The sequence below is a fragment of the Alkalimonas cellulosilytica genome (assembly GCF_036325985.1).
GTDB classification, from domain to species: domain Bacteria; phylum Pseudomonadota; class Gammaproteobacteria; order Enterobacterales; family Alteromonadaceae; genus Alkalimonas; species Alkalimonas cellulosilytica.
In genome coordinates, this window is record NZ_JAUHLI010000002.1 from 313,651 (window position 1) to 332,208 (window position 18,558).

The following is an 18,558-nucleotide window of genomic DNA, read 5'->3' on the forward strand; positions in this document are numbered from 1 at the left end:
TTAAATCCTGGCCAGAAAATTCCGAATGTTCTGTTGCCAATCAAACTGCGCAGCATGCTGTACAATAACATCTTTTTGCCATGATGTGGCAAGTGCTGTGCTGATAGCGTGCGCTAACGCCAACCTATTTTTGGGTTCAACCAACACGCCTGTCTGTTCAGTCACCACTTCTGGGATCCCACCAACCGTGGTTGCCACCACGGGCACGCCGCTGGCGCAGGCTTCCAGTAACACATTAGGGACACCTTCCCGGTAGCTTGGCAGGACCACCAGCCTGGCTGTACGAACCTGCTTGGCCACATCGTGGATGGGCAAAGCACCATGCAAGATGACACGCTCAGATAAGCCATGCTGCTCTATCTGCGCTTTCAGTGCATCGGCTGCCGGGCCCTGACCAATAAAGTGCAGATTGCAATCTGTTTCGTTGTGCAACTGATGAAAGGCATCCAATAGCTCAAATACGCCCTTTGAAGCAAGCAAGTTACCAACAAACAGGATTTTTTTATCAGGCATACCGGCAGGATCCGGATAAAAAATGTCGGCATTCACACCATTGTAATTGGTACAGACTTTATCCTCATTCAACCCGATAGCAATTAACTTGTCACGCAACGCCTGGCTGGCACAGAAAATAGTTTTTGCCTGACTTAACCAGGTTGTCATCAGCTGACGGCGCTTGGGATACAGGGTATGTTCGTTGACATCGGTACCATGCGCTTTTACCACAACCGGGATCGCTTGGTTCTTGGCATACATCAGGCAAGCCACTGCATCCGGAAATGCCCAGGAGGCAAGCAAGTGCGTTGGTTTGGCCCGATCTATCCATGGCTGTTTTCGGCCAATGGCAAAGCGCTGAAACCGTGGAGTGAGCGAGCGGCCAAACCCTGGTAGCTGGAAGTAGGGCGCATAACTTAGTCGCTCTGTTTCCTGGCATTCATGCTTATGTTTTAACCACTCTCGCCATGGCACTAACACCAAAACCCTGAGTGCGACGTGCTCTGCCAACAGCTCGAATTGCTGTTTATTGAAGCTGGCCCGGTGCGGGGCCCAGGGCACAGGGTACAGATTGGTTATAGCGACCACGGATATGGGATTTGTATTCACGTGAACAGTCACTTTACAAAAAATAGCTGCGTAGATTCACTATCCACCTGAATCTGATAATTAAAAATGGCATCTGAACGAAGTGAGTACCCACTAATGTTGGGGCGTGAGTACTCCAGTATATGCAATACTTTCAAAGATAAAGCCTTAATTTTTTGTTTTCTTATTATCGGCCTTTACCGAACAGAACAATCTCTACGGTGCGAACCAGAATGACCAAATCAAGCAGTAAGCTGCGATGTTTGATGTAATACAAATCAAACTTAAGTTTTTCCAGCGCATCTTCGGTGGTCGAGCCATAGGGATATTTCAGTTGAGCCCAGCCGGTGAGGCCTGGTTTCACATTATGGCGCTGAGCATAATAAGGAATATCTTTTTCCAGCTCACAGACAAACTCGGGCCGCTCCGGGCGTGGGCCAACAAAGCCCATTTCGCCGCGAAATACATTAAAGAGTTGAGGCAGTTCATCAATCCGGTACTTACGAATCACGCGGCCTACCCGGGTGACCCGGTCATCATCTTTGGTAGCCCACTTAGCGCCACCTGCTTCGGCATCGGTTCGCATGCTACGAAACTTGATAATATGAAAAGGCTTACCATCAATACCAACGCGGACTTGCTTGTAAAAAATAGGAGCTTTGGTGCGACGTCCATCTTCCAGATAAATAAGCAGTGCTGTCACTACCATAATGGGCCAGGTTAACGCCAGTACAAATAAGCCCAACAAAAAGTTCAGGCGGTAATCCAGATTCGTTTTCAGCCATTTTTTGTTGGCAAAACCATTGGAGTAAATCACCCAGCTTGGGTAAATAAGGTTGACAGCAATTTGGCCGGTTTCCTGTTCAATAAAATCCAGGATCTCCACCACATCAATACCACGGGTTTTACACTTGAACAAATGTTCAACCGGCAACATGTTGCGCCGCTCATCACAGGCGATAACCATCTGATCGATGGCGTTTTCCATCACAAACTGAAACAGCTCTTCTTGTACATCCAGTTCCAGGATGGTCTCGTTTTGCAGGGCACCTTCTTTATCTCCTGCGACCCGGACAAAACCAACAATCTCAAAGTTACGCCGATCAACAGTGCGGCGCATCCGCCGTTCAATAATGGAGGCTCGTTCACCAGCGCCTAAAATAAGCACCCGACGCCGGCTGATCCGGGTAACATCGTGGTAGTGAAAGAAAGCACGAAAACTACTGATAATGGCTGTGGCAATGGTGCATGCCAGCAGCATGTACCAGCCATTAATGGCAATCGAGTTGAACAGGTTAAATACAACCACTTCCAACAAGAAGGCGCTAAACAGCATGGTGATAATGACACGCTTGAGAATGCCGCCATGGCTTTCTCTGAGCTGTTGATCGTAGAGACCGACCGACAGTGCACACAACATGACTACGGCAGCAAAAATAACTGCGTTAATCAGGCGGACATCGAAGGGGATAGGGCTGATAAAGTGGTGGAACAGGAAACTGGCAGCAAAACTTGCAACCAACAACAATAAAAGTTCACCAAATAAAAACAGCTGATCAGCCAGTGAGTTCTTTCCGTAACCGGTAGCCTTGTTCATAATTCGTCCTTGTGCATCCTATGCATTTATTACTACAGAACCTGGCGAGGCAATTGCAGGCTTTAAAATCTAGCTCAATAAGTATACTATTTCCAGAGTGAAACGGAAATAATTTTTTGCAATTCCTGCATCACTGCTAAAAAAATACGTTATAGTAGTATCGCTTGGTAAGGGAATCGAAGGACCAAATCCATGAAAGTACAAAGAATACAAGGAATTTGCGGTGTGTTACTGGCCGCTATAACACTTCTTATCACTGGTTGTAGCAAGAATGCGCTGCCACCGGCTACTGTGCATGATTCATTAACCACCTCGGTTGACAATTATCAATACCTGGTTGGCCCGGGTGATAACCTGACAATTTTTGTCTGGCGTAACCCAGAGTTGTCCGGTGCCTTTTTGGTTCGCCCGGATGGCATGATATCAACCTCGCTGGTTGAAGATATTCCGGTCAGTGGTAAAACGCCTACTCAAATAGCTCGCGATATGGAGCAGGTACTTGGGCAGTTTATTCGTGATCCTATTGTCACTGTCTCTGTCTCTGGCTTTGTAGGCCCCTACAGCGAACAAGTTCGTGTTATTGGCGCTGCAGTTAACCCCAGAGCTGTGAGTTACCGCCAGTACATGACCATGCTGGACCTAATGATTCAGGTTGGTGGCCTCACCGACTTTGCCAGTGGGAACCGGGCGCAATTGGTACGAACCATTGATGGCCGTCAGGTTAGTTACCGGGTGCGGTTGGATGACTTAATTCGTGATGGTGATATTCGTGCGAATGTCGACATCTTGCCTGGCGACATTGTCATTATTCCGGAAGCCTGGTTCTAAACCAGGCTTATCTGATGCGTAAAGTTCTCACAGCATTACCCGTAGTATCCGCGAAAGCAGGGAGCAGTACATGAAGGAGCTGAATCTCGCGATTGAGCAATTAATGATCCAGTTGCATGGCATTTGGATCCGCCGTCGTTACATCATTATTACCGCCTGGTTGTTGTGTCCGATTGGTTGGTATCACGTCTACAAAATGCCACCTGTCTATCAGGCGGAAGCCCGGGTTTATTTTGATACCCAAACCATTCTTGAGCCGTTGCTGCGGGGCTTAACGGTCTCTACCAACCAGCAAGAGCAGGTGCAGGCACTTGCCAGAACAGTGTTGACACGGCCAAACCTTGAAAAGGTGGCACGTCAGGCCGATCTGGATCGTAATGCCCCTACCGCCCAGGAATTTGAACGCCTGATTGATGAATTAGAGCGCAATGTTGCTTTGCGCTTTAGCGCCAGGGGCCGGCAGAGCGATAATATTTACACCTTGCATTACACCAACAGCGATCCACGCGTTGCGCTTCGCGTGGTGCAAGAAATGCTGAATGTTTTTATTGAAAGCCGCTTAGGCACCAGCCGTGCGGATCAAATCCAGGCTGAGCGCTTTTTGAATGAGCAAATCGCTGATTATGAGCGACGACTGATTGCAGCCGAGCGGCGGCGTTCAGAGTTCAGACGCAATCAAATGAATTTATTGTCCGGTGGGGAAGCCAGTTACTATGCCCGCATCAGCAATCAGGAGTCTCTGTTAGCTGCTACCATGCTGGAAATCCAAGAGCTTGAGATCCGGTTGGCAGGAGCGCGGCGGGAGCTTGAGAATTTAACCAGCATGGGTAACGAAGGCCGTATGCCAGCTACGCAGTTTGATAGCCGTATTGCTGAGCAGCAAGACCGGCTTGATCAGTTGTTGATGCGCTTTACAGAGAATCATCCGGATGTAATTGAGACCAGCCGTTTGCTGGAACGTCTGAAGCAGCAGCGTGAAGACGAGTTGGCGTTGTTACGTCAACTGGGTAGTGGCGGAGCCAACAATCCGGCACTGATGCAAAGCACGCTTTTTGAACGCATGGTGACAATGGTCTCTGAACTGGAAGGTGAGATTGCTTCCCGTAAACTTCGAGCCTCTGCTATTGAACAGCAGATCACGAATTTACGCAGTAGTTTGCACCTTATTCCGGAAATCGAAGCTGAGTACGCGGCTTTAAACCGCGATTATGAGATTAATAAGTCAAATTACGAGGCATTGTTATCCAGACGGGAAGCCGCTGATATGGCTCGCCGCATCGATGCGACCGAGTCGGATCTCATGTTCCGCGTGATTGACCCACCACGGGTACCGATGCTGCCGGCAGGGCCCAACCGTTTGTTGTATTACACTGCGGTACTTTTCCTAGGTGTAGGCGCAGGTGTGGGAATTGCGTTACTCAGAAATCTGCTTTCCCCGGTTTTGACCAACACATTGCAGCTGCGGTCTATTTCAAATTACCCGGTTTTTGGGGTGGTATCACATACCAATAAAAATGCCATTGTTCGTCAGATGCGTTTGCATTTTCTGTACTTTGTTTTGCTTAGTGGTTTGTTGTTTTCGGCGTATCTTGCTTTAGTCGGCAATGAGATATTGGTCGGTAAGCCCGCAGCCATGTTGTCGAGGGTGTTGCAATGAGTACCATTGAAAAAGCCATCAATAAACAGTCTGAGCTCAATGCTCAGCAAGGTGTGCAGAGTGACAGCACCGAACCTTTGTCGCCTTCAAGTCATGAAGTTTCAGCAGATAGTGTTGAGAAACAACAAAAGCGTGCAGCTTCGGCTCAGGCTGAGACCGTGCGCCAGCATTACCTGAGCAATGCCACCATTCAGCTTGATCTGGATCGGTTGGAGTCATTGAACTTTGTATCACTAAGCCCAGAGCGAAGAGTGATTAATGAAGAGTTTCGTACCATCAAACGCAAATTGCTTAATAATGCGTTTGGCGGGCTTAGCAGTACATTGAATCACCCTAATTTAATTATGGTGACCAGCTCGCGGCCTGGTGAAGGCAAAACCTTTACCTCGGTTAATCTTGCACTGAGCATGGCTTTGGAGAAAGACAAAACGGTGTTGCTGGTCGATGCCGATGTGCTTCGCCCTATGGTTTCGAAAACACTGGGTTTTAGCAGTGATCATGGCCTTACGGATTACTTGTCTTCGGATGATCTGAGTGTCGAAGATGTGTTGTTAAGTACCAATGTAGATCGCTTAAAAGTTATTTCTGCCGGGAAGCCCCATCATTTATCGACGGAGTTGCTGGCCAGTGAGAAAATGTTAAAGCTGGCGACGGAGTTTGCAACCCGTTACCCGGATCGGGTGGTTATTTTCGATGCACCGCCATTGCTGGGTGTGAATGAAACGGCTGTATTGGCTGCTATGTGTGGTCAGGCTGTGGTGGTGGTGGAAGAGAATCAAACCAAAATTACTGAAATTGATCAAGCTGTGGCATTGCTGCCGGAGGAGTTAGCGGTTGGCTTTGTCATTAATAAAGCGCACCGTAATCAAGGCAAAGGATATGGCTATTACTACAGTAACAGCAACTAACTCAGTGTTTCCTTCTTTTCGCCCCGCTTTGGTAGCGGTGTCTGTAGCTGCTGTTTTCTGTTTCCCAACTGCTTTAAGTGCAGACAGTAGCTTCAGCCCGGCTGTTGAGCTTACCACTCATGGTTATCAGCTGAAACTGCCACCGTCGATGGAAACCGACAAAGGAGCTGCACTGGAGGTGGTGCCTTCGCTTGCCTGGCGCTATCAGGGGCCGCGTATGCAAAGCAGGGTAGATGTAAATCATCAGCGGGTTTGGTACAAAGACAGTCAACGAAGTCCTTACTCACTTAATGAGTACACTGCTCAAAATAGCTTGTCTGGGTTTGATCGTCGTTTGGTATGGACGCTGAATGCCAGCCAGAATCATCAAATTCGGGGTGGTGGTGAAGGGGCAGGCCTGTTTCGTGATCGCATCACTACCGTGGACAGCTTAAGTCGGACCAATCGTTACGGTACCAACGTATTGCTTAGCAATGCTCCTCATAAAGAGGCGCAATTTGCGCTTGATCTCAGTGCCAATAAATTTGAGTCGAATCGACCTGCAGAGGATGACTCATTTGGCAATATTGACAATGAGCAGTTCAGAGCGAACTTTTCAACTTCAAAAGTGCATCAGCATGGTGGTGTATTCTGGCGTGGTGGCGGTTCGCTTGCAAGAACGAATCGTGAAGAACGGGCCAGGTTGGTGCGTGATAATGCTCAGTTGCAACTAGGTATACCGCTACTACCTGGGCTGGCCTGGATGGTTAAAGGGGCTTATGAGCAAAACAGCATTCAAAACTCTGACTTTACCAATGAATTTAGCTCTGCTGGTACCGGGTTGGAGTGGCAATTTGGCCGGGTTTCCCGGATAAACCTGACCTACAACAAGGTGCTCAGTGACAACGATCAATCCAATTTTGTGGCGGCAGATTTTTTACTCGCGCCTTCACGTCGTACGTCCTTATCGGGTTCCTGGGATAAGCGATACTTTGGTCGCACGGCTCAGGTTGCCGGGAGTTATCGTCTGCGTTTTCTGACCATGCGGTTGTCTTATTCCGACAATCTGACAACGCGTAGCTTCTTGGAAACGGAGCTGTTGGATTTGGGTATTTTTGTTTGCCCGGATGGCTCTTCTGATATTGGCGACTGCACTACCTTTCCAGGGCCTGGCTATCAGCTGGGTGTGAATGAGCAACTGTTGCAATTTTTTGATACCGATCTGAATATCCGTGACGATGTGATACTTAATCGGCAGGGGGCTTTTGCGCTGGGCTACAGCCGTAACCGCTTAACAACCAGCCTGCAATTATCAAGCAGTGAGCTGCGTTATGTCGAGCAAAGCCGAGTGGATCGTCGTCATAATGCCAGTTTACTGACTTCGTGGCAGTTAACTTCCATCAGCCGTTTACAGGCCAATGTTCGCGCCTATCAATACAATTTTGGAGTGAATCAGCGGGAAGATAAAAGTTGGCAGTATGAGCTGGGCTGGACCCGAAATTTATCGTCGGTATCCGACATTAATATAACAGCCAAACGTAGCCGAAGAGATTCCAATCTCGATGAATTTGATTACCGGGAAAATAGATTATCGCTCAGTTACAACTATCGGTTTTGACAACATACGATAGAAAAACAGCTGCTTCGGCAGCTGTTTTTCTATCTACCCCTAGTGTTCTGGCGGATTATTTTTCAACGCACTCTGCTGCTTTTGGATCAACTGATCCAACTCTTTCGCTAACTTCAATTTGGTTTCCAGCGAATTGTCCAGCAGTTGGCTGATTTCCTGCAACAGGTTGCCGGATTGGGTGGAGGGGGAACCTGGAGCCGAGCTGTTACTGGCTGGTGCTTGCGTTTGTACCGGTTTTAAGTTGGCTACTTCATCCATAATTTCATCAATCACGGCTTGCACATCGGCCGCTTCCAGATAGGGTTTTTCTTCCAGATAGCCAAATAAGAAAACCCTGTCCATCAGTGTATTGATTTTACGTGGGATGCCACGACTAAACCCCTGGATCAGGGCAAAGCTGTCTTCAGCCAGCAACGGCTCTGTCACCCCAGCCTGGCGAATGCGGTACTCTACATAGGCCCGGGTATCTTCAACCTGCAAGGGGGTTAGATTGCTGGAGGCGATAATGCGTTGGCGGAACTGCTCCATATCCGGCGCCTGAATCACAGCGTTCAGCTCATTTTGCCCCAATAAAAAGCTCTGCAACAGCGGCTTGCCATCGGCCATAAAGTTGGACAGCATGCGTAGCTCTTCAATGGCTTCCAGCGGCAGATTCTGAGCTTCATCGACCAGCAACAGGGCTCGCCGGTGTTGCGAATGCAGTCGTTTCAGGAAGCTGCCGATCGCATCCAGGTAGGAGGCTTTGCTGTGTTCACTGACCACCAGATTAAAGGCTGACGCAATCATTCGAATCAAATCATCCGGTGATAAACGCGACGTCACAATTTGCTTTGCAATGATTTCATCTTGATTGAGCTGACTGAGTAATTGGTTGGCAATGGTGGTTTTACCGGTGCCTACATCGCCGGTAATCACGATAAAGCCTTCCCCTTGGCTTAAACCATACTGCAGATAGGCCAGGGCACGCTTGTGCAGCTTGCTGGCAAAAAACCAGTTTGGGTTTGGGGTAAGCTGAAAAGGGCGTTCCTTAAACCCATAGTACTTTTCGTACATAATCCATTCCTGTAATCACGTGCAAAGAATTCCTGATGCAGCCACCATGCTACCACTTTTAGCAGGCAGCGTGAATACTGGCCGTGTTTTGCACTAAATTTCAGCGTCACGTTTAAAAAATATGCGAATAAAACAAGGTACTGAAAAAACTGTTGACAGCAAAGAGGGGTATCCCTAGAATGCGCTCCGTGTTCAGCGATAAACCAGTGCGATGAACACGCCCGTGTGGGGCTATAGCTCAGCTGGGAGAGCGCTTGCATGGCATGCAAGAGGTCAGCGGTTCGATCCCGCTTAGCTCCACCAAAGATTTTTTCGTGCGTCCCCTTCGTCTAGAGGCCTAGGACACCGCCCTTTCACGGCGGTAACAGGGGTTCGAATCCCCTAGGGGACGCCAATTAATCTTTTCAAGTTGTGCTACTGTATGTATTGCGTCCCCTTCGTCTAGAGGCCTAGGACACCGCCCTTTCACGGCGGTAACAGGGGTTCGAATCCCCTAGGGGACGCCACTTACAGTCAGCCACTTCCTAAGTCCCCTTCGTCTAGAGGCCTAGGACACCGCCCTTTCACGGCGGTAACAGGGGTTCGAATCCCCTAGGGGACGCCACTTCTTTTTTAATGTTGAATTATGAATTGTGAATGTTGAATTAAGAGCATTGAGTATCCAACATTCAACATTCAACATTCAACATTCAACATTCAACATTCAACATTCAACATTCAACATTCAACATTCAACATTCAACATTCAACATTCAACATTCAACATTCAACATCCAACATCCAACATCCAACATCCAACATCCAACATTCAACATTCAACATTCAACATTCATGACTCCACCAGCCTCGCAAACCAACGCTTCATCTGCTGTTTGATAATAGGCTGTGCTTCACGATTCGGGTGAATGCCATCGGGCAGCATTAAATCGTCATTCAGTGCAATCTGCTCCATAAAAAAGGGCCACAGCGGCAGTTGATAACGTTCCGCCAGGGCTGGATACAGGCTTTCAAACTGGCGGGTATAGCGAGGGCCCAGATTGGGAGGGATCCGAATCTGCATCAACAAAACATCAGCACCACTGGCCTGGCTTAGTTCGATCAGTTGCGTTAAGTTTTGTTCCAACTGCGCAACAGCGAAACCTCGTAAGCCATCATTGCCTCCTAATTCAATTAACACATAATCAGGCTGATGCTGCTCCAGCAGAGCGGGTAAGCGGGCCAGGCCACCGGCTGAAGTTTCACCACTGATGCTGGCGTTGATGATCGTAAGTGGTAACTGCTGCGTATCTAGCCATTGCTGCGTCAAATACACCCAGCCCTGTTGTTCCTGCATGTTGTAGGCCGCACTCAGGCTGTCACCGAGCAGCAACAACCTTTTCGGCTGCGCATAAGTCGTGGTACTGTAAACAACTATCAACAGAATTAAGAATGCACGCATGACGTTACCACCTGATATAGATATAAAAGCGACCCATTTAACCAAACGGGTAAAATTAACGGAAGGATCACTGACTATCCTGAATGATTTGCATTTGACAATCAAGCGGGGTGAGACGGTTGCGATTGTGGGTGCGTCTGGTTCTGGGAAGTCTACTTTACTCGGCATCCTGGCAGGCCTGGATACAGCCAGTGAAGGGGAAGTATTTCTGGCAGGGCAACCACTGCATAAGCTGGATGAAGATGCCAGAGCTGGGCTTAGAGCCAGCCATGTCGGTTTTGTGTTTCAGGCTTTTTTATTGCTACCAGGCTTAACGGCGCTGGAGAATATCACCTTGCCAGCTGAGTTGGCGGGTATCCGTAATGCCAAAGAGCGTGGCTTAGAGCTTTTAGCTAAGGTGGGGTTGGCGGAGCGGCGTGATTTCTACCCAACTCAGTTATCTGGTGGTGAGCAGCAGCGTGTTGCTATTGCCCGGGCGTTTATTACCCAACCGAAAATTTTGTTTGCGGATGAGCCTTCCGCCAATCTGGACGAGAAAACCGGCTTACTGGTCGAGGACTTGTTGTTTGATTTGAACCAGCAGCAAGGCACTACGCTGGTACTGGTTACCCACAAAGCTGAGCTGGCAGAGCGTTGTCAGCGCCAATATTTAATGCATCATGGTCAGTTAGAGCAGCAGCTTCCTGCAGCGCCAGAGGAGCAGCGGCATGTGGGCTAGTATTGCCTGGCGTTTGTTCTGGCGTGAGCTGAAGCGTGGTGAGCTTTGGGTGATTGCCTTTGCGCTATTTTTAGCGGTCTTTTCGGTGGTTATGCTGACCGGTATTACCGAAAGTGTCCGCTCGGCTTTGTACCAGCGCAGTGCCGGTTTTTTAGCCGCCGATTTAGTGCTGCGTTCCAGCAGGCCTTTTCAGCCGGAGCTGATAGCAGCTGCCGATGTGGTTGGAACAGCGCAAGCACAGCAAATGTTGTTCGACTCCATGTTGTTTTCCGACAGTGAAATGCAACTGGTGACGGTGAAAGCTGTCTCCAGTGCTTTTCCACTACGTGGCGAACTGCTACTCAGGCGCAGTGACCGACCGGGGCAGGGCGAGTTGGCCAGCTTTGGTGCCGGTGAGATCTGGTTGGAACCACGCTTATTCAACTTACTGGCGGTGAGCCCAGGCGATCAGCTGGAGCTGGGGATGGCCTCGCTGAAGGTTGCCGGTGTGATTGAAGCAGAGCCGGATGCCCCACTGAATGTATTTGGGGGGAATCCACGAGTGCTGATGCACCTGGATGATGTTGCTGCTACCGAGGTGGTTCAGCCAGGCAGTCGTATTGGCTATCGCTATTTGTTTGCCGGTAGCGCATCGCAGTTGGCTGAGCTGCGTCAGCAGCTTGGTCCCAAGCTGTCGGTGCATGAGCAGTGGCAGGAACTGGACCCGGAAACGGCTATCGGTGCTGCCATGCAGCGGGCAGAAAGCTTTTTATTGCTGGCAGGCTTGTTGGGTATTGTGCTGGCGGCCAGTGCTTCTGCGGTTGCAGCCAATCGTTATCGGCAGCGACATGCCGAAGCGGTGGCGGTCATCAAAGCGCTGGGTGCGACTACAACCACAGCGCGAAAAATTTATTGCAGCCACCTGCTGTTGGTCAGTTTGTTCAGTTCGGCGCTGGCCATTGTGATTGGTGTGGGGCTGGTGGTGTTTATTCAGCAAGGCATTCAATGGTGGATGGACGATTACCAGCCCGCGTTTAGTAGCCGGCCACTTTGGATGGGGCTGCTTACCGCCATCATTTGTGCCGGCCTTTTCGCAGCCCGGCCTGTTTGGCAGCTGGCAGCGGTGCCGGCGATAGCGGTGCTACGCCAATTGCCAGCCTGGCGCTTTGATGTGTGGCATCTGGCCACGGGGGCGCTGGCGGTTTGGCTGCTGATGTGGCTGTTTAGCCGTGAGTTGATGCTTAGCCTTATTTTGTTTGCCGCCTGCGTTATTTTTGCATTGGTTTTGATGGGATTGGCTGCGGTGCTGGTAAAAGTGGCTAAGCCAATGGCAGCGGGACAAAGCTCGGCTTTAAAGCTTGCTCTGGCCAATTTGCGCCGGCGCTTGTGGCAAAACAGTTTTCAATTGCTGACCTTTAGCATGGCGTTGTTTTTAACCTTGTTGTTGTACTTTTTGCGGGTGGAGTTACTCGACCAATGGCAGCAGCAAATCCCTGCCGGAGCCCCCAATCAGTTTTTGGTGAATATCTCCGCTGCCGAGCGACCAGGTATTGAAGCTTTTGCCGCAGAGCATCAGTTGCAGCTTGATAGCTTTTATCCAATAGTGCGCGGCCGTCTGACGGCAACCAATCAGCAACAGCTGCGGCAGCGCGCTTCGAAAGAGGAAGATAATGAGCGGGTAGGTGTCGGTCGCGAATTGAACCTGACCTGGACCCGTGAGTTACCGGCCAATAACAGCGTCCTGCAGGGCCGCTGGTTTAGTGAGGAAACACTTGCTGAGGTGTCGGTGGAGTCGGAGTTGGCAGAGCGCTTGGGCATAGTGCTTGGCGATCAGCTGGAATTTTCCATTGGTGGCCGCACCGTCGCAGCGACAGTCAGCAGCATCCGGCTGGTGGATTGGAATACACTGCAGCCTAACTTCTATATGATTTTAAGTGCTGATTTACTGGCAGATTTTCCGGCCAGTTATCTGAGTGCTTTTTATCTGGAAGCGGAGCGGGCGCAGGTACTAAACCAGTTAAACCGCGAGTTTCCAACGGTGATTGTGCTGAATGTGGATGCCATTATCCAGCAGGTGCAGGATATTATTGCCCAGGTAACCGTAGCGCTCAGTAGTATTTTACTGCTGGTATTTGCTGCAGCCGTGCTGGTGTTGGTAGCACAAGTGCAGGCCACCATGGAGCAGCGGGAGCAGGAACTGGCGATTTTACGAACCCTGGGGGCTCGCTATGCCTTTTTACGCAATGCAATGTTGCTGGAGTTCGCTGCGCTTGGCGCTTTGGCGGGGATCCTGGCCACTGTGCTGGCAGAAGCGGTGCTTGGTGTCTTGCAGTTCCGCTTGTTTGAGCTGCCGTTTCAGCTGCATTGGAACCTGTGGTGGATTGGCCCGGGGTTTGGTGTCCTGGTAGTCACCTTGCTTGGCTGGTGGCAACTGCGGCAATTGCTGGCCATTCAAAGCTCGGTATTAATGCGCCGGGCCATTTATTCGTAGATAAGCGGTTGCCTGGAATAAGGGCTAAGAGAAAGGGCGCAGCAATGCGCCCTTATAGCTTAAGTTGCTGCAGTGCCTCGCGCAAATCCGGGTAACTGAATTGAAAACCAGCATCCAGTAATTTTTTCGGATACACATTTTGGCCGTACAGCAGTAAGTCACCCATTTCACCGAACAACAAGCGTACCATGAAGGCAGGCATCGGTAGCAGTGCCGGGCGCTTCAGGCGCTCGGCCAGCAGCTCGGTAAAACGGGCATTGGGTACGGCTTTGGGAGCTGTGGCATTGATCGGGCCCGATAGCTCACTGTGACACAATAAGAAATCGAGCAAGGCCGTCATATCATCCAGGTGGATCCAGGACATATACTGGGTACCAGTACCAATTTTGCCACCTAGCCCCAAACGAAAAGGAGGCAGCATTTTTTTTAAGGCTCCGCCGTTTTCAGCCAGGACGATGCCGGTGCGTACCAGACAGACCCGGGTACGATCACTGGCCGCGCGTTGCGCCAGGTTCTCCCAACGGGCGCAGATATCGTGGCTGAACTCGGGGTAAAAGTCCTGATGATCTTCATCAATGCAATGTTGGTCCTGACGACCGTAAAAGCCGATGGCTGAGCCACTGATAAAGACGGAAGGTGGCTTGTGTGCCTGCTGGATCAGAGTGCTTAGTTGTTCGGTCAGGTCCCAGCGGCTATGGCAAATCCGCTGTTTTTGGGCTTTACTCCAGCGTTTGTCGGCAATAGGTTCACCCGCTAAATTGATCACCGCATCAAAGCGGCTGATATCGATACCATCCAATTGGCTGCAACAAGCCACTGTGTGCCCAAACAGTGACTTTACCTTGGCTGCAGAACGACTGAGTACCGTTATCTCATGCTGCGAAAGCCAGCGCTTAATCGCTGCCTGACCAATTAAACCGGTCCCCCCCGTGATAAACAGCTTCATTGAAACCACTCCTTGCGATAGTACTGAAACCATCCTGATGGTATTCAGTATAGCCAGATTAACGTGCTTTGTTGACAGACAGCGTCAGAGAAACGGAGTCGGCAAAACGCAATGCGTGTGGCTTATCAATTTCCACCTCGGCATAAAGCACCGAGCTGTGCTCTGCGGCTATGGCCAGCACGTCTGCCGTGAGCTTTTCCAGCAATGAAAAGCGATTTTCTTCAACAAACTGAATAATGCGTTTGGTGATGGTTCGGTAATTCAATGCTTTATTCATATCGTCACTGTCGGCGGCAGCATCGGCCAGGTATTGAATTTTGGCATTAATTACGACATCCTGTTTGTTGATGATTTCGTCCTCGTTGATGCCAATGAAGGTACGTAGCCGCAAATTTTTGATGCGAATAATCGCCGGGTTTAATTCCATAATGTGTTGTTCCTCGGTATTTTTATTCGTTACGTTTATTAAGCCTTTCCCGATCAAAGAATGCAAGGACCTTTATGAGCACGCTGACTGACTCCAACACCACCCGAATTCTGGTAGCCTGCGCTGCGCTGGTCATTATTCTTGCTGGTATCAAAGCCGCGGCAACCATCGTGGTCCCTTTTCTGCTGGCACTATTTCTTGCCATTATCTGCAGCCCGTTAATCCAGTTATTGCATCGCTGGCATGTGCCCAAGTTGGCGGCGATTGGCTTGGTGATCCTGTTGATTGTGGTGTTTGGTACTTTTTTTGCCACTATAGTAGGTCAGTCGTTGACTGACTTAACCCGTAATATGCCGGAGTATCAGGGGCGACTGAACCTGGTGGTGCTGCAACTACTGAATTGGCTGGCCGAGTACCACCTGGTACTTGAGCCCAGGCAGCTGCTTAGTCAAATTAATCCGGGTTCAGCCATGACACTGGCGACCAATCTGTTGGCAGGGCTTGGTACCATGCTCACCAATACGTTGCTGATCCTGTTGATTGTCGTGTTCATGTTGCTGGAGGCGCATAGTATTCCAGCAAAAATTCAGTTGGGAATGAAAGATCCAGAGCAAAAGTTACAGCAGGTACAGCAGTTTTTGCAGTCGGTGAATCGCTACATTGCCATAAAAACCAGCATGAGTGCACTGACCGGTGTGGTCGTTGGTTTGTTGCTGTGGTTGCTGGGGGTGAGTTACCCTTTGCTGTGGGGCATGCTGGCTTTTTTGCTTAATTATATTCCGAATATTGGTTCCATCATCGCGGCGGTGCCCGCTGTTTTGGTGGCGCTGGTCGATGGCGGTATTAGTCTGGCGGTGGGGACTACCCTGATATTTATTGCCGTCAATCTGGTGATTGGGAATATGCTGGAACCACGGTTTATGGGGCGAGGCTTAGGGTTGTCTACCTTAGTGGTGTTTTTATCGCTTATTTTCTGGGGCTGGCTGCTTGGTACTGTCGGGATGCTGCTAAGTATTCCATTGACCATGATTGTAAAAATCGCACTCGAGAACAGCCCCAATGGTCGTTGGATAGCCGTTTTACTGGACTCGGAGGAGCAAACCGAACTCAGAGACGATCTGGACGAGCCATTGGCTTAACGGGCTGCCAGCGACTCCAGTTGTTCGGTGCGTTGTTTGATTAATTGTAACTGGCAACGTTTGTAGTAAGCTGCGCCCAGCTGCACATCGGGCAGCTGCAGCTGGTATTGCCAGCGGCAATGCTGCTCTTTAAGTTGGGTGAAGGTTTCCTGGGAGCTTTTGAAACTATTGTATGCCGCCGGGCGTCCGCTGCGCTGACTGTGCTGCTGCAATACAAAGGTATGATGCTGCTCCCACTGGGCCAAAGCTCGTCGGGCTGTGACCAGTTGCTGGTCGTAACAACTGAGTTGCTGATGATAACGCTGTTGCTGACTACCACTCTCAGGCCAGGGGCAAAGCTCCTCGATAGCTGCGGTATGCAGACTAACAGCAAGCAGGGTAAGGCTGAACATCATAGGCCGACCTCGTCTGAACAGGGGTTCATAGCTCTGGAAACCGAATCTGGAAGCGTGCGCCGCCCAGCTCACTGTCACCAACGTCTAAATCACCATTATAGGAGCTGACCAGCTCGGCCACAATGGACAGGCCAACACCATGCCCCTCTTGGTAGGTATCCAGGCGGGTACCGCGTTGAAACAGTTGTGAGCGACGAGCAGCCGGGATGCCGGGGCCATCGTCCTCCACCACCAGGGTAAATGGGTTCGTGCTCACCTGAAGCCGTACCTGGTGCTGACAGGCTTTGCAGGCGTTATCCAGTAAATTTCCCAGGATTTCCATCATATCGGTTTCATCGCCTTTGAACGCTGTGTCAGGCGGACAATCTACGTCAATATGGCAGCCTTTGTGTTGGTAGATTTTCCCCAGCGCCTTGATCATTTTCTCCAGCAGAGGTTGCAGTGGAATTTGTTTCTTCCAGACATCCTGTCCTGAGCTACTGGCGCGTTTTAACTGATGATCAATCATAGCGCTGATCCGATCCAACTGCTCTTTTAATTCGGGTTGCTCGCTAAGTGGCGAGGTATTCAGAACGGCCAGAGGGGTTTTCAGGGCATGGGCCAAATCACTCAGGTGATGACGATAACGCTGTTTTTGACGGTTTTGGCTGGCCAGCAGCAAGTTCAGATCTTCTTTTAATGCCATCAGTTCTGCCGGGTATTTACCGGTTAACTGCTCTTGCTTGCCGCTTTCTACCCGGCGAATTTCGTGATCCAGCACAGAGAGTGGTCGGGTGGTCCAGCGATAAGCCAGCAGCATCACCAGCAAAAGCACCAGGGCAATGCCCAGATACCAACGGATCAGGGTGCGTAAAAAGCTCTGATGCGGGGTATTCAGTAAGTGATCCGATTGCACCACATGCACGGTCAATGGAATGGTGTTGTCGCCTTGATCAAACAGCAGTGCAATGGAGAGCACCCAGTATTTTTGGCCGTATTGAATATCGGCTCTGAAATCACTTTTACCGGGCAGCATTGGCAGCAGCTCGGGTTCAAATTGCTGGGTGATGGAGGAGTCGGATTGCCAGAGTACATCGGACTCATTGGTAATAAAAGCGCTTAGCCCGGAATTGGGCCGGGAAAAGTCGGGGGCCAGCGCGACATTGCTTAGTTGGACTTTATCGGCAGATACCTGAATTTCCGACAAAATCGCATAGAGATGAACTTCCAACTTTTGCTCAGTATTGGTCACCAGTTGCGTGTAAAAAGCACGCTCTATGGCGATAAAGGAACCTGGCAGTAAAAAGGCAAACAGCAGCAGGCTGATTAAACCCTGCCGCAGTTTTAACGATAGGCTCATAGCGGGCATGCAGGCACTTAGCTCACGGCCAGCGTGAAACGATAACCCCGGCCGCGCAGTGTTTCGATCGGTTTAAGCTCGGCTTCCGGATCGAGTTTTTTGCGAAGTCGCAGTACAAAAACTTCAATCACGTTGCTGTCTAAATCGAAATCCTGATCGTAGATATGCTCGGTTAATTCCGTTTTTGAAATGACTTTATTAGGATTCATCATAAAGTATTCGAGTACTTTATACTCATAAGCGGTCAGGCTGATTTCTTGCTCATGCAACCAGACTTGCTGCGTACGGCTATTTAACGCCACAGGGCCCGCCGACAGGGTTGGATCAGGTTGGCCTGCCGCACGCCGGATCAAGGCATTGCAACGCGCTAATAACTCTTCCATATGGAAAGGCTTGGTCAGGTAATCATCGGCACCTGCGTCCAGGCCTTCGACTTTTTCCTGCCAACTGCCGCGTGCAGTCAGAATAATGATTGGGGTTTTGATGTCCTTTTTACGGGCTTTTCGGATCAGGCTCAGGCCATCCATGTGAGGCAGACCTAAATCAATAATGGCCAGATCGTAAGGGTACTCACTGAGCTTAAAATCGCCATCACGGCCATCAAAAGCCATATCTACACTAAATTGTTGCTCAGTCAGATGGTTGCGGATCTGATTGGCCAGTATCTGCTCGTCTTCTACCACTAAAATACGCATCAGCGATCGTCCCTTGTAACCCGGCCGGTCCGGCCATCCACTATGACTGTAACCACACGTCCGTCCCGTTGCAGCACCCGGATGCGGTAGTTTTGTTGTTCGTTTTTGACGTTCAGCACTCGGCCAGGAAAGCGCTGCAGTGCTAGCTCTGTTGCTTGTTCTTTACTAACAGTGGGGCTGTTGCTTGCGCTGGCTGCAGCCGGCAGCACACCAAGCAAGACAACCAATAACAGGATTGCTGTACTACGTAACATGG

The 18,558-nt window shown here is 50.0% G+C and carries 17 protein-coding genes and 4 tRNA genes; 11 read left to right on the plus strand and 10 right to left on the minus strand.

Features of this window, described 5'->3' with window-relative positions; genetic code table 11:
- Together QWY20_RS03135 and QWY20_RS03140 are read right to left on the minus strand one after the other, a co-directional pair.
- Positions 1–1,104 carry a glycosyltransferase gene (locus QWY20_RS03135; RefSeq protein ID WP_330127577.1) on the minus strand — a complete coding sequence of 368 codons (1,104 nt, stop codon included), beginning with the start codon at positions 1,102–1,104 and terminating at the stop codon, positions 1–3.
- Between the two features lie 166 nt (positions 1,105–1,270).
- Positions 1,271–2,680: a TIGR03013 family XrtA/PEP-CTERM system glycosyltransferase gene (locus tag QWY20_RS03140; RefSeq protein ID WP_330127578.1), complete on the minus strand. Its 1,410-nt coding sequence runs from the start codon at positions 2,678–2,680 to the stop codon at positions 1,271–1,273.
- 192 nt (positions 2,681–2,872) lie between these two features.
- Here QWY20_RS03140 and QWY20_RS03145 point away from each other — a divergent pair, with 192 nt between their 5' ends.
- The 4 genes from QWY20_RS03145 (at position 2,873) to QWY20_RS03160 (ending at position 7,670) form a co-directional block, all read left to right on the plus strand.
- A complete protein-coding gene (locus tag QWY20_RS03145; RefSeq protein ID WP_330127579.1) occupies positions 2,873–3,508 on the plus strand; it encodes an XrtA/PEP-CTERM system exopolysaccharide export protein in 636 nt (211 codons plus the stop codon).
- 70 nt (positions 3,509–3,578) lie between these two features.
- Positions 3,579–5,165, plus strand: a complete 1,587-nt coding sequence (locus tag QWY20_RS03150) for an XrtA system polysaccharide chain length determinant (protein WP_330127580.1) — start codon at positions 3,579–3,581, stop codon at positions 5,163–5,165.
- Positions 5,162–6,073: an XrtA-associated tyrosine autokinase gene (locus QWY20_RS03155; RefSeq protein WP_330127581.1), complete on the plus strand. Its 912-nt coding sequence runs from the start codon at positions 5,162–5,164 to the stop codon at positions 6,071–6,073. The genes QWY20_RS03150 and QWY20_RS03155 overlap by 4 nt, the downstream gene beginning before the upstream one ends.
- Positions 6,045–7,670 (plus strand): porin family protein, encoded by a 1,626-nt coding sequence (locus QWY20_RS03160; protein ID WP_330127582.1) that lies wholly within the window; start codon positions 6,045–6,047, stop codon positions 7,668–7,670. The genes QWY20_RS03155 and QWY20_RS03160 overlap by 29 nt, the downstream gene beginning before the upstream one ends.
- 51 nt (positions 7,671–7,721) lie before the next feature.
- On the opposite strand, the gene QWY20_RS03165 is transcribed toward QWY20_RS03160, so the two are convergent.
- Entirely contained in the window at positions 7,722–8,735 is a 1,014-nt protein-coding gene (locus QWY20_RS03165) for an XrtA/PEP-CTERM system-associated ATPase (RefSeq protein WP_330127583.1), read from the minus strand.
- Between the two features lie 227 nt (positions 8,736–8,962).
- Here QWY20_RS03165 and QWY20_RS03170 point away from each other — a divergent pair.
- The 4 genes from QWY20_RS03170 to QWY20_RS03185 all read left to right on the plus strand — a co-directional run bounded on the left by QWY20_RS03170 (position 8,963) and on the right by QWY20_RS03185 (position 9,339).
- Positions 8,963–9,038, plus strand: a tRNA-Ala gene (locus tag QWY20_RS03170).
- Positions 9,039–9,053: 15 nt separating this feature from the next.
- A tRNA-Glu gene (locus QWY20_RS03175) sits at positions 9,054–9,129 on the plus strand.
- A gap of 36 nt (positions 9,130–9,165) precedes the next feature.
- A tRNA-Glu gene (locus QWY20_RS03180) sits at positions 9,166–9,241 on the plus strand.
- Between the two features lie 22 nt (positions 9,242–9,263).
- Positions 9,264–9,339, plus strand: a tRNA-Glu gene (locus QWY20_RS03185).
- A gap of 225 nt (positions 9,340–9,564) precedes the next feature.
- Here QWY20_RS03185 and QWY20_RS03190 read toward each other — a convergent pair.
- Entirely contained in the window at positions 9,565–10,173 is a 609-nt protein-coding gene (locus tag QWY20_RS03190; RefSeq protein ID WP_330127584.1) for an arylesterase, read from the minus strand.
- On the opposite strand from QWY20_RS03190, the gene QWY20_RS03195 reads away from it, so the two are divergent.
- Positions 10,172–10,891, plus strand: a complete 720-nt coding sequence (locus QWY20_RS03195) for an ABC transporter ATP-binding protein (RefSeq protein WP_330127585.1) — start codon at positions 10,172–10,174, stop codon at positions 10,889–10,891. The two genes, QWY20_RS03190 and QWY20_RS03195, sit on opposite strands and share 2 nt — an antisense overlap.
- Positions 10,881–13,361, plus strand: a complete 2,481-nt coding sequence (locus tag QWY20_RS03200; RefSeq protein WP_330127586.1) for an ABC transporter permease — start codon at positions 10,881–10,883, stop codon at positions 13,359–13,361. The genes QWY20_RS03195 and QWY20_RS03200 overlap by 11 nt, the downstream gene beginning before the upstream one ends.
- A 52-nt stretch (positions 13,362–13,413) precedes the next feature.
- On the opposite strand, the gene QWY20_RS03205 is transcribed toward QWY20_RS03200, so the two are convergent.
- Positions 13,414–14,307: a TIGR01777 family oxidoreductase gene (locus QWY20_RS03205; RefSeq protein ID WP_330127587.1), complete on the minus strand. Its 894-nt coding sequence runs from the start codon at positions 14,305–14,307 to the stop codon at positions 13,414–13,416.
- A gap of 58 nt (positions 14,308–14,365) precedes the next feature.
- Entirely contained in the window at positions 14,366–14,734 is a 369-nt protein-coding gene (gene folX / locus QWY20_RS03210) for a dihydroneopterin triphosphate 2'-epimerase (protein WP_330127588.1), read from the minus strand.
- A gap of 74 nt (positions 14,735–14,808) precedes the next feature.
- Between folX and QWY20_RS03215 the strand changes: the two genes are divergently transcribed.
- Positions 14,809–15,873 (plus strand): AI-2E family transporter, encoded by a 1,065-nt coding sequence (locus QWY20_RS03215; RefSeq protein WP_330127589.1) that lies wholly within the window; start codon positions 14,809–14,811, stop codon positions 15,871–15,873.
- Here the strand turns inward: QWY20_RS03215 and QWY20_RS03220 are convergent.
- Genes QWY20_RS03220 through QWY20_RS03235 form a run of 4 tightly spaced genes read right to left on the minus strand, consistent with a single transcriptional unit; the run spans position 15,870 to position 18,556 of the window.
- Positions 15,870–16,268 (minus strand): lysozyme inhibitor LprI family protein, encoded by a 399-nt coding sequence (locus tag QWY20_RS03220; protein ID WP_330127590.1) that lies wholly within the window; start codon positions 16,266–16,268, stop codon positions 15,870–15,872. The genes QWY20_RS03215 and QWY20_RS03220 overlap by 4 nt on opposite strands.
- Before the next feature lie 25 nt (positions 16,269–16,293).
- Positions 16,294–17,607 carry an ATP-binding protein gene (locus QWY20_RS03225; RefSeq protein ID WP_330127591.1) on the minus strand — a complete coding sequence of 438 codons (1,314 nt, stop codon included), beginning with the start codon at positions 17,605–17,607 and terminating at the stop codon, positions 16,294–16,296.
- Positions 17,608–17,624: 17 nt separating this feature from the next.
- Positions 17,625–18,302, minus strand: coding sequence for a response regulator transcription factor (locus tag QWY20_RS03230; RefSeq protein ID WP_330127592.1), 678 nt, complete (start codon positions 18,300–18,302; stop codon positions 17,625–17,627).
- Positions 18,302–18,556 (minus strand): PepSY domain-containing protein, encoded by a 255-nt coding sequence (locus tag QWY20_RS03235; protein WP_330127593.1) that lies wholly within the window; start codon positions 18,554–18,556, stop codon positions 18,302–18,304. The genes QWY20_RS03230 and QWY20_RS03235 overlap by 1 nt, the downstream gene beginning before the upstream one ends.
- Positions 18,557–18,558: the final 2 nt, after the last annotated feature.